Source organism: Clostridia bacterium (assembly GCA_014360065.1).
In the GTDB taxonomy this organism is placed as follows: Bacteria; Bacillota; DSM-521; order Neomoorellales; family JACIYF01; genus JACIYF01.
Map to the genome: position 1 here is coordinate 88,829 of JACIYF010000001.1, position 10,012 is coordinate 98,840.

Here is a 10,012-nt window from a genome sequence, read left to right on the forward strand (position 1 = left end):
CTCCTACTGCTCGATCAGATCGAACTGCACATCCGTCCACACCCAATCCCCATCGGTCCGAAAGAGCCGCTGGTTGATCGCCCCCGCATACACAATTGCGGTAGCCACCCCGCCCCTATCCGGGTACTCCAGGGTGAAGAAAACCGCATCCGAATCGAGGATATCGAGAAGCAGATTGACCTCCGAGCCCGAAAGCACATTATAACGGAAGATGAACTTCCGCTTTTTCGCCACCAGCTCCATGGTCATCTTCCCCGAAGCCACCCTGCCCGCCTTGGTGAGCTTATACCGCTCGATCCTGAACTCATGCGGGTTGGGGATGGTCACGCCGTTCAGCTTCATTCCGCCACCCTCCCCGCCTCAGCGATGCGGATCCGTCTCAACCGCCGTTCGAGCTCTTTCAGCCCACGCTCATCCGCCACCAGCACACCGACATGCAGGTGGACTTCTCCGCCGCCCGCGCCGCCGATCATCTCCTCCAGCCGCGAGAGCGGAATCGCCGCCTCCGGTTCCTTTTCGGCGATGCCGATAACCGCAGGCCGGGTGAATATCCCGCCCGCCTGAGCGCCCGGGACCGCGAAAGCCGGGGCCGGGCCACCCCTGAGAAGCCCGCTGAACCATCCGCCTACTACCCTGCCCAGCCCCTTGATCGCATCCCATATCCTACCGGGCATCCCCTTAAAATAATTAACGATCCCATTGACCGCATTCGCCGCGAGACCCGGCAGCCTTTCCAAGATACCGCCTACCCTTCCCGGCAGCGACGCGATCGCCGAGACCACCTGTCCCGGCAACCCTCTAAAAGAGCCGACTATCCGGGAGAGAACCGGCCCGACTCCAGGAAGAATCCTCCCCAGCAGCCCCAAAAACCTCGGTACGAGCGGGCCTAGAACGCTGATAACAAGCCCCGGTATGCCGCCGAACAGACCGATTAACCGGGGCAGAAAGGCAGAAACAACAGGGAGCAGTCGGGGCAGAAACGCCGCAAACGACGGCAAGAGCGGTACGATCGCCCCAAGAATGTTGCCCGGAAGCCCGCGAAAGATCTCGAGCACTCTATCGATCACGCCTCGCACAATAGGCCCGATGCCGGGAAAAAGCGCTCCTATCGCCGAGACCGCTGCCGCTGCCGCCGCCTGCACTCCTGCCGGAAGCTGCCCGAAGAACCCCAGCGCCTGCCTGATCTTTTCCATCACCCAATCAGGGAACGCCGCCAGCTTTCCGGTAAGCGCATTCCACGCTCCCTGAGCCGCGCCGCTCACGACTACAGGAAGAACCCTGATAGCATTGCCGATCCGCTCTATCGCTATCTCGACCGCTTCCGCCACCGCGCCGGGTGGCGGTACAATGCCTCTCCATTCGATTGCCGGGAGAACAGGCGGGACCTTCGGGATCTGAATGGCCGCGCCCGCGCCCGGACCCGCTCCCGCCCCCGGTCCTCCTCCGATCGGCGAGAGCCCGATCGCGCCGATCGCGCCCGCCAGATCATCCAGCGCTCCCTGATTCTTCTCCGCCACCTGATAGACCTCATCGAAAGCGGCCAGAAACTTCTCGTTTTCCTTCGCCGCCTTCTTCCCGCTCTTCCCGACATCCTCTATGCCGCTCGCCGCATCCTTGAGAAAGCCCGAGAGATCCTTATAAGCCGACAGCGCGCTCTCCGGCGGAGCCGGCGGCTGATAATCGAGCCCCGCCAGCGCCCTGAGCCTCGCGATCACCTGATCCAACCACTTCGAGACCGTCTCCGAGCTCAGAGCAAGATGCAAGAGTGCCGCCGCGATGACCATCACAACCGCAATAATCGGATTCCGAACCATAGCAAGGTAAAGAAACTGGAAAGCCTGCCCGAGCTTGCTGACCCAGGTCGCCGCGATGCTCGCGATGCTGAACCCCTTGATAGCCGCTATTACCTTCGGACCATAGAGAACGATTGCCCCGAATGCCACCAAAAGCGGCCCGACCGCTGCCACCAATGCCGCAAAATAAATCACCGCATTCCTAACCGGCTCCGGCAGCCCGAGAAAGACGCTCATCAATTTTGAAACCGCCTGCATAAACCGGGTATACACCGGCAGCAATTTACTGCCGATCTCGATCTGAAGAAGCTCGAACTGCGCCCGCTGGATCCTCGCCTGATTAGCCGGGCTATTCATGGTCCGCGCCAGATCCCCCTGCGCCTTTGCGGTCTGCTCCATGATCGACCCATACCGAGCCAGCACCTTCTGAGCCTCGCTGAGCTCTTTCCCCGTCTCCGCAATCCCCGCTTTATACGCATACTGCTTAACGGTATTTTCCAGCACCAAGATCCCAAGTCGCCGGAGCGGTTCAGCTTCGCCGACAATTCCCGCCCTCAATTTCTCGAACGCTTCTTCCGGCTGAAGGTTATAGAACGATGCCATATCATACGCGAGCTGGGTGAGCCCTTCCGACATCTCCAGCGCCGCCTTCTCCCCCAGCCCCATAGACAAGAGCATGGTATTCAGCATGCCCACATTCCGCCGCACCTCATAAGCATTGAGCCCGAGCGCCCTGCTTACCTCCTCGCTCCACTTTCGGGCCGCCCCCGCCATATTGCCCATAGAGACCTCAAACAAATTCTCCGACTCCACCACATCCATCGCCGCTTTGATCGCCGATCGCCCAAAAAACGCCAGCGGAGCGGTGACAAAAAGCGACAGCTTCTGCCCCAAACTCATGAGCCCTTTACCCACCTGCTCGAGCGACTTCTGCATGCGCTCCGCCGAGCGATCGACCTGCGCCTCCGCCTCCCTCAGCCCAGTATCGAGATCCATTTTCTCTACGCCCAGCACCAGCAGCAGCTCCGCCAGCGTCATTTCCAAACACCACCAGAAAAAAGCAGGATTTTCCGCTCAAAATGTCGAACCGAATCGGCCAAATATTTGCTCAAAGGAGGCATCCGCCGTGTCCGAATTCCTCATCATCCTCGGGATCCTAATCCTGATCCCCGCCCTCATCGGCCTATTCCGGGGGCACTTCTCAATCCTCAAGAGCCGGGGCCGCTCGGCCATAGCGCTCTTATCGGCTCTGATCCTCATGGGGAGCGGGGCCGCCATGAACCCTTTCCCCAGCTCCACGCCGCCCCCAACCGAGAGCCCCGAGCAGTTCAAAGCCGCCGCCGCAAGCATTCCCTTCGACCGCCTCGCCCGCGAAGCCGAAAGCCTCAAGGGCTCCAAGGTTCACATCTCCGGCCAAGTAATCCAAGTCCTCGAGGGCACCCCTACCATCCTCCGGGTCGACACCGCCGATTACAATATCAGCCCCGAAGAAGCCATGAAGCCCGATTTCGAGGTGCCGACGCCCCAGATCGTGTTGGTGGTCCGAAAAGACAACGCCGGGCGGGTCCTCGAGGGCGACAAGGTGGAGATCTGGGGGATCCATGACGGCCTCGCCTCCTATGTCCCCTGGACCGGCTCGAAAATCACCCTGCCCCAGGTGACCGCCTATTACCTCGAGATCAAACCGAAGGGATCTTGATCCCCTTCGCCTGCGCCTCCTCCATGACCGCGGCCCAATCAACGGGCCGCCTTTCCTTCTGTTTTGCCTTCTCCCAGGGCGGCCTGCCGATGAAGTCTTCCGGCCTCACCGCCCTCGCCCCGCGCTTGCGATTGACATTAGCGATGGTTGCTGCCACCATCGCTGCCCGGTAGAATGCTTTATACTCATCCGCCTCGGCAAACTCCTGAGCCTTTCCGAGCACTGCCTCCAACTCCTGCATGGTCATGCAGAGCCATGCCTCCGGTTCCCAGCCAAATGCATGCCCGAGAACCGCCGCTATCCCTGCGAACCCATCCGCATCAAAGACAGCAGCGGCGGCATAACCCTCTTTAGCCCAGTAAAATTTACCTCGATCCACGCCTCCACCAGCGCCTCGACCTCGGAGATATAGCTGTTCTCGATGTCCTCTTTGGATACATCCGGGAAGAACTCCGCCAGCTTATCCTCGAAAGTTTCTATCAGCGAGCCCAGCGAAGCATCAGCCATCTTCGAGAGATCGAGCCCCTGCTCCCCGAATACCCGCTCGATCTTGGGGATGACCTCCTCCCTGAGCTCCTTTACCTTATGCTCCCTTACGGTCACCTGCTTGCCATTCAAGGTCACTACCTTGGTTCGCACGATCCCACTCCTTTACCAGCGGGGATACAGTTTTCCCACGCCTTGAAAATTAATCGATTCCTCCACCAGCGCATTTACCTGCACCTTGATGCCATCGCCGTTGATCAGCGCATACCCCTCAAAGCACAAGCCCGCCGGCTGATCCGCATAGAGCTTTAACGCCACCACCTTCCCGAGCCCATCGAAAAACAGCTCATCGCCCCAGAATCCCTCGCACGACCCGCTCCAGCTTACCCCCGCCTGCTTGAACTCCTTCCATCCGCCCGAAGCGAAAGTAGTGGCATCGGCATGTTCCGCATCGGTCTCCACGCTCCACTTTGCCAGCCCGCCCGCCTGGACCATGGTCAGCGCCTCCCCGCTCACGGTCACCACATCAGTCTCGAGCAGCGGAGCCGCAAACACCACATAGCCGCCCACCCGCTCCAGCACGAACCCTCCGGTGATCACTTCGCCGTTCTTCTTCACGGTTATCGCCGCATCGGGAGCCCAATACCGGTAAGCCGGGTTGGTCACCTGATACCGGGTCAGCGCCGCATCCGGGGTGGTCGCCTCATCCACAAAAGCGACCGGGGCGGCATTGACATCCTGCACATACACCGCCCCGAGCTTTCCCGCTATTGCCATATCAGATCACCCCTACGCCGGGACCGTCAGCGGTCCAGTTCCCTGAATATCCACCGAGAACCCCACCTTATCGTCCACCGGGGTTTCGATGCTCGGCTTCACCAGCGCCGAACCCGCAAATTTGACGGTATCGCTCACCCTGAACTCGAAATTGACCGTCTGCCCATTCAGCCACGCGGCTATAATCGCCTTCTGCCCGCCGGTGTCGCCGGGGACATAATTCCCCTCAATCGACCCGCTCCACTCTTTCAATCCTGCCAAGAACTCTTTCCAGCCCTGAGAATCGAAGCTGGTGACATCGATATCATCCGCCCCGAGATCGAGAGACCACTGAGATATCTCCATCACCCGGTTGGTCCCGATATACACGCTTCCGCCCGTGCCGACAAGCGCCATTTATCCCACCTCCTAGCCTATTTCCTTGATCACGCTGAAATTGATAACGAAATGAGCCCTGCCGTTTCCATCCTTCCCCAACGGCTCCGGGCTCTGGTTTGCGCGAACGAGCAGATATCTGGTGGTTCCAATCACCCGCTCATGCAGCCCATGCAGCGCATTCCTTACCTGCTCCGCCTTCGCCCGCCCGAGAGCCGGATCCCTATTCCTCACCCTTACCTGCAGGCCGGGGTATTCTCCGCTCCAATGCAGGTCCGGCGGGCTCCCCGCATAGCCGAAAACCGCCATGCAGTCATCGGGATCCGGGGGCATCTCATCCAGAAAGATATCCACCCCCTGTACCCCGAGCCCGCATGACTCGAGATAGCTGCCGATATCCTCCACCAGCATCAGATCCCCAACCTCGCTTTGACCGCCCGCGCAATTCTCCCCGCCATACCCTTCAGCCTGCGGTTAGCAGGATCTTCGAGAAACTTCGCCTTCTTGCCCGCCTTATGGTGTGCGTTCAGATCCTCATGCACTATGACCGCATACTCATCCGACATCTGCCCGGTCTTGGGATTTATCTTGGTAGCCGGGCCGCCATACCCCACCCTCACCCGGTATCTGGACTTATCCGGCTCCACGAAACCGCTGTCCCTGAGGGTTCCGGTATCCACCGGGCACTCCTCTTTGCTCTCGGTCATAATCTCCTCCGCCTCGGCATAGAGCTCGGCGAACACCTCATCGGGGTACTGCTGGGCCAGCTTTCTCAAATTGCGGTGTAGGGTATCGAGCCCCTTCACCTGCACTTTGAACTTCATACCTGCCCCGGGCATTAGGTCTGCACCTCCACATAATGCGGCATCCCCTTCTCATCCTTCGCCACCGCCACATTGACGATCGGGGGCCGGCTCCCATCCGGCAGCGTGATCCGGTCCTCCACTCCCACATCCGCCCCGCCATCGAGATAAATCTGGCAGGTGCTCACCACTTCCGCGCCCTGCGCATCCCTCACCAGCTTGACCTTCCGCTGGATCCGGCAGGGGTAAGAGACGGGAGCGGCATAAGAGGGCCGCGCATACTTATCCCGCCCCGAAAATTTTTCCACCAGGACGGTTTCCTTCAGCCACGCGAGAAAATCCCGCTCCACGCGCTACCCTCCCATCATGCCCTTATAAAAGACCGGGTCCCCCTGATCAGCAGACCACGGCATCCCCGGTTTTACTGCCGACGCCTCAAGCGCCGCCGCAAGCTGCAGGTATTTATCCGCCTTTTGGCTCAAGCTGATGCGAAGATCGCCGATAGCCTTATCCGCTTCCTTTGCGAACTTTGCCGCCGCCGCCAGCGCCGCCCTTGGAGCCGCCCTTCTCGCGCTCCCTTCCTCGCTTAAGAAGAACAGGATCTCCTCGTCGGACAGAATCGGATTCTCCTGATCCGTGTCCCCGATCAGCGCCCGCACCTGATCCAGCGCCGATCCCGCCGGGTTCCCGCTGTAGGTCCATGCCATCTTCCTTCACCGCCTCGATCCAGCCGAGAGCCAAAAGCTCCCGAAAGCATGCGAGAGACTGCGCGCCGGGCAAGATCTCACCCGGCGCGATCATCCGCTCTCCAGCTCTAATGGCGACCTTTGCTCTATATGACGTCGTAGAAGAAGATCCCGAGGTCATCGGCGACCACCTTGAGATCGAAGGCCATCTCGCCCTCGATGCGGTCTGAACCCAATTCTTCCATTCGGAACCGCTTGATCCGGTTGCCCGCCGCGCCAGCTCCCAGATACCCGGTCCAGGAGAAGATATACCCTGCCGAAGGCTGCATGAGAGACGGCCTGGGGGCCGCATACGCGAGAAGCATCCCGCCCGAGAAAACCAGATCGGTATCCTCTGCCGCGCCTTCGGGGGCCTCATTTACCACTGCCCAGGGGATATACAGGTTTTCGACCTCGAACAGCGCCGCGAGCAGATCCTGGGTGATCTGCCCCCTCTGGGTGTACTTAACGCGATCCAAGATCTTGGGATGATCCTTGAGGGTCACATAGACATCCGGCGCAAGCACCATAATATTCGGCTTATACCCGGTCGCCCTCGCCATCGCCAGCACCGATTCGTTCACTACCCTGATCGGGTCGCTGTTGGTATAATCGCTGAACTTGACGAACTGCGCCCCGGTAGGGTTCGCCGCCACTCCCTGCCGGTCCAGCCCCCAAATACCCTGCCTGAAGTATTTCTGCGCCCACAGCACTTCTCGCTTGAGCAGGAGCTGGTGGGTGACCCACTCGGTCGCATCCCGGTCCATGTTGATCACCGGATCCTGGTTGGGCCGGATCCGGTCATCGATATCCTTGTGGATCGCATACACATCGCAGAAATAGGTCTGGGTATTATCCAGCCGCCAGCCGCCGCCTGCAGAAGGGGTCGAGGGAGCCCGGAGCTGCGCCTCCGCCCTCAACCAATCCTCCTTCAGATAGCGGTAATACCGGTCCGACTGCCGCTGGACCGGGACAACAGGAAACACCTTATCCGCGATGAACACATCCGCACTCTGGACATATGCGATAGATATATTGGTCAGCGGTACATTTACATGCACATCGCCAGCCACAGGATTCGGCATTCCATCTCACCTCCATTAATCCTCTTCCGCCTAAGCAGCGGTGCCGGGTACTGCGCCCACAGGCAGGAGCAGGACGCTGATCACCACATCCGCCGCGCTCGCGTCCTCGAGGGCGATCCCCGCCGCATGGCTGCCCGAGATAGCGCCGGAAGTGGTATTAGCCGTAGCCGCCACCGCCGCCTTAGCCTTGCCGTCCGCATCCGAAGCTACCAGCGCGCCCTTCGCGATCGCTCCTCCGGCTACGACCTTGGTGACGCCCAGCACCCTCACCTGCCCGGCCACTCCCGGCCCGGGCTTATCCTGGAGCACTCCGACCGCCATCTCGCCGTTTCCGGCGAGCACTGCATTCCCATCAGCGTTTACCTTGACGAAACGGTACTGCGCCGCCGATAGATCCGCCCCAGCTACGAGACTTACATCGAATACCGGGATCTCATAAGCCATTTAGCTCACCCTCCCCTGCTTCTCCGCTAGATACTCCTCATAGAGCTCGGGGTGCATTTCCAGTGCCTTGGTTATCGCCTGCGCCATGGTGAGGCGGGAAGCATCCTTCTCCACCAGCGACTTCGCGATCCCCTCGATCTTCGCCACTGCGCTGCCGCCAGCAGCTATGCCCGACCTGCCCATCTCAGCGAACAGCATGCCCTTCCTGATCGCCTGATCCGCCGCCTTGAGCACGCCCTCGAGCTTCTGCCACTCTTCCGGCGCTTTCTCTGCGATGCCCTTCAGCACCGGGCCGAATTCCTCCGCCTTCGCCCCCGGCAGGTTAGCAAACTCGGATGCCGCCTTCGCGACAAACTCCTTGACCCTCTGCCGGTCGCGCTCTTCTTTCAGGACCTTTTCCAGCTCTTCCGCCTTTTTCACCGCCGCCTCATGCTCCTTCCAGATCTGCTCGAGCATGGGCCTTACTTCTTCCGGTACTCCCTCGAAATTCAAACTGCCATCCTCCTTTTTCACCGGGGGCGGATAGCCATACTTATCTTTCTTGCCTTTGTCTCCCTGTTTGTCCTTGTCATCCGCCTTATTCTCCGGGGCCGGATACCCATACCCCGCGAGCCCCGCCAGGGTCTTGATGATGTCAGCCGGGAGCTCATCTTTATACGCATTTAGCAGCCTGAGCGCGCCCTTCACCGCGCCCGCCGCCTTCTCCGAGAGCTTCTGCGCCTTAAGCACCTCTTCCACCTTCGCCTCATCCTCAAGCTCGGTCTCGAGGATGGCCTTCAGAATTTCCTCCATGCTCTTCCCTCCTTCTTCTGCTTTAAAAAGCAAAAAGCGCTTTTTATTAGCGCCTTTTGGTACCAGACTGACCTCTACCGCCTCTAGATCCTTGAGCCTCATTACCACACCACTACCACCTCCTTATGCCGGTTCTCTCACCGCGAACCCTCCCACCGAGTAGCCGGTATACTCGCCCTCCTTAACCTTCCGCCACAGCTCATCATCGGTGATGTGGACCGCAAGCACCCAGCTCCCCTTCTTCACCTTCTGCCCGCCCATTTCGAAGTCATCGGGCGCGATATAGCTCTCCACCACTTCGCCCTGCGCCTTCTTCCGGTGCCAATCGCCCACCACCCGCGACTTTACCAGGAACTTATGCGCCGCCTTTTCGATCTCCTCGGCGGAAATTACCTCGCCCTGGCTGTCCACGCTCTCCGGTTCCAGCACCACGCCATATACGATCCGCCTTTCCTCATCGGCCTTAAGGATCGCCGCATGATATTCCTTGGCAACCCGGCCCATCCTGACATCGATCTTCTGCGGCCTCTCGCCCGGCTTCGACCACACCAGCCACCTCTGCCCCTTGCCCTTGAGCTCGCTTATCACATCAGCGAGATCCCGCGACTCGGCATAAGGCGTCTGGTCCTTCGGCTTATCGATCAGCCATACCCGCCGCCCGCCGGAGACAGGCGCATACTCGATAAGAAAGCGGCCCTTCAGCCGCTCTCCATGCAGGAATATCTCGAACATATGCTCGCGCCAGACCCCGATTTCATACTCCCCGTGATCCAGCGCGAAGAACTTGGCATAGCTGTCCGCCGCCGCTCCCGCTCCTCCGGGTTCAGCCACATACGGCTCCTTTACTCCGACCTCCAGCCACTCATCCGGCTGCGCGAGCTTGAACTGCCCCTGAAGATTATCATCCGGCGGAAGGCTTATCAGCCTATCCCCGCCTGCCTCCCGGTTATCCTGGGTCCGCCCGAGAAACACCGAGAATCCCCACAGCTCTCCTTCCCTCGCCTCGAACCGGAGATCTCCATGCAGGCTATGA

The 10,012-nt window shown here is 60.0% G+C and carries 15 protein-coding genes; 1 reads left to right on the forward strand and 14 read right to left on the reverse strand.

Going from position 1 to position 10,012, the window contains the following annotated elements; all coding sequences use genetic code 11:
* Positions 1–3: 3 nt before the first annotated feature.
* Together H5U02_00570 and H5U02_00575 are read right to left on the reverse strand one after the other, a co-directional pair.
* Complete coding sequence (locus H5U02_00570; protein MBC7340946.1) at positions 4–342, reverse strand: hypothetical protein; 339 nt, start codon at positions 340–342, stop codon at positions 4–6.
* Positions 339–2,831 (reverse strand): hypothetical protein, encoded by a 2,493-nt coding sequence (locus tag H5U02_00575; GenBank protein MBC7340947.1) that lies wholly within the window; start codon positions 2,829–2,831, stop codon positions 339–341. The genes H5U02_00570 and H5U02_00575 overlap by 4 nt, the downstream gene beginning before the upstream one ends.
* An 88-nt stretch (positions 2,832–2,919) precedes the next feature.
* On the opposite strand from H5U02_00575, the gene H5U02_00580 reads away from it, so the two are divergent.
* The gene (locus H5U02_00580; GenBank protein MBC7340948.1) at positions 2,920–3,492 is read left to right on the forward strand and encodes a hypothetical protein; all 573 of its coding nucleotides are present in this window, start codon (positions 2,920–2,922) and stop codon (positions 3,490–3,492) included.
* On the opposite strand, the gene H5U02_00585 is transcribed toward H5U02_00580, so the two are convergent.
* From H5U02_00585 to H5U02_00640, 12 genes are all read right to left on the reverse strand, one after another.
* A complete protein-coding gene (locus H5U02_00585) occupies positions 3,473–3,739 on the reverse strand; it encodes a hypothetical protein (protein MBC7340949.1) in 267 nt (88 codons plus the stop codon). The two genes, H5U02_00580 and H5U02_00585, sit on opposite strands and share 20 nt — an antisense overlap.
* 50 nt (positions 3,740–3,789) lie before the next feature.
* Positions 3,790–4,131, reverse strand: a complete 342-nt coding sequence (locus tag H5U02_00590) for a hypothetical protein (protein ID MBC7340950.1) — start codon at positions 4,129–4,131, stop codon at positions 3,790–3,792.
* A gap of 12 nt (positions 4,132–4,143) precedes the next feature.
* Positions 4,144–4,755: a hypothetical protein gene (locus H5U02_00595; protein MBC7340951.1), complete on the reverse strand. Its 612-nt coding sequence runs from the start codon at positions 4,753–4,755 to the stop codon at positions 4,144–4,146.
* A gap of 12 nt (positions 4,756–4,767) precedes the next feature.
* Complete coding sequence (locus tag H5U02_00600) at positions 4,768–5,151, reverse strand: hypothetical protein (GenBank protein ID MBC7340952.1); 384 nt, start codon at positions 5,149–5,151, stop codon at positions 4,768–4,770.
* A 12-nt stretch (positions 5,152–5,163) separates the two neighbouring features.
* A complete protein-coding gene (locus H5U02_00605; GenBank protein ID MBC7340953.1) occupies positions 5,164–5,541 on the reverse strand; it encodes a hypothetical protein in 378 nt (125 codons plus the stop codon).
* A complete protein-coding gene (locus tag H5U02_00610; protein MBC7340954.1) occupies positions 5,541–5,969 on the reverse strand; it encodes an HK97 gp10 family phage protein in 429 nt (142 codons plus the stop codon). The genes H5U02_00605 and H5U02_00610 overlap by 1 nt, the downstream gene beginning before the upstream one ends.
* The gene (locus tag H5U02_00615; GenBank protein ID MBC7340955.1) at positions 5,969–6,283 is read right to left on the reverse strand and encodes a hypothetical protein; all 315 of its coding nucleotides are present in this window, start codon (positions 6,281–6,283) and stop codon (positions 5,969–5,971) included. Before H5U02_00615 ends, H5U02_00610 begins: the two co-directional genes overlap by 1 nt.
* A 3-nt stretch (positions 6,284–6,286) precedes the next feature.
* A complete protein-coding gene (locus tag H5U02_00620) occupies positions 6,287–6,640 on the reverse strand; it encodes a hypothetical protein (GenBank protein MBC7340956.1) in 354 nt (117 codons plus the stop codon).
* Positions 6,641–6,765: 125 nt separating this feature from the next.
* The gene (locus tag H5U02_00625; GenBank protein MBC7340957.1) at positions 6,766–7,743 is read right to left on the reverse strand and encodes a hypothetical protein; all 978 of its coding nucleotides are present in this window, start codon (positions 7,741–7,743) and stop codon (positions 6,766–6,768) included.
* A gap of 30 nt (positions 7,744–7,773) precedes the next feature.
* Positions 7,774–8,187 carry a DUF2190 family protein gene (locus H5U02_00630; protein MBC7340958.1) on the reverse strand — a complete coding sequence of 138 codons (414 nt, stop codon included), beginning with the start codon at positions 8,185–8,187 and terminating at the stop codon, positions 7,774–7,776.
* Positions 8,188–8,979: a hypothetical protein gene (locus H5U02_00635; GenBank protein MBC7340959.1), complete on the reverse strand. Its 792-nt coding sequence runs from the start codon at positions 8,977–8,979 to the stop codon at positions 8,188–8,190.
* Between the two features lie 123 nt (positions 8,980–9,102).
* Positions 9,103–10,012, reverse strand: a 910-nt coding sequence (locus tag H5U02_00640; GenBank protein ID MBC7340960.1) for a hypothetical protein, incomplete at its 5' end; no start/stop codon positions are given.

Excerpts from the sequence above, each read along its gene's own strand:
- H5U02_00625 (MBC7340957.1), bottom strand. The coding sequence starts at position 7,743 with ATGCCGAATCCTGTGGCTGGCGATGTGCATGTAAATGTACCGCTGACC.
- H5U02_00620 (MBC7340956.1), bottom strand. The coding sequence starts at position 6,640 with ATGGCATGGACCTACAGCGGGAACCCGGCGGGATCGGCGCTGGATCAG.
- H5U02_00610 (MBC7340954.1), bottom strand. The coding sequence starts at position 5,969 with ATGCCCGGGGCAGGTATGAAGTTCAAAGTGCAGGTGAAGGGGCTCGAT.
- H5U02_00570 (MBC7340946.1), bottom strand. The coding sequence starts at position 342 with ATGAAGCTGAACGGCGTGACCATCCCCAACCCGCATGAGTTCAGGATC.
- H5U02_00605 (MBC7340953.1), bottom strand. The coding sequence starts at position 5,541 with ATGCTGGTGGAGGATATCGGCAGCTATCTCGAGTCATGCGGGCTCGGG.
- H5U02_00630 (MBC7340958.1), bottom strand. The coding sequence starts at position 8,187 with ATGGCTTATGAGATCCCGGTATTCGATGTAAGTCTCGTAGCTGGGGCG.
- H5U02_00600 (MBC7340952.1), bottom strand. The coding sequence starts at position 5,151 with ATGGCGCTTGTCGGCACGGGCGGAAGCGTGTATATCGGGACCAACCGG.
- H5U02_00575 (MBC7340947.1), bottom strand. The coding sequence starts at position 2,831 with ATGACGCTGGCGGAGCTGCTGCTGGTGCTGGGCGTAGAGAAAATGGAT.
- H5U02_00595 (MBC7340951.1), bottom strand. The coding sequence starts at position 4,755 with ATGGCAATAGCGGGAAAGCTCGGGGCGGTGTATGTGCAGGATGTCAAT.
- H5U02_00585 (MBC7340949.1), bottom strand. The coding sequence starts at position 3,739 with ATGACCATGCAGGAGTTGGAGGCAGTGCTCGGAAAGGCTCAGGAGTTT.
- H5U02_00635 (MBC7340959.1), bottom strand. The coding sequence starts at position 8,979 with ATGGAGGAAATTCTGAAGGCCATCCTCGAGACCGAGCTTGAGGATGAG.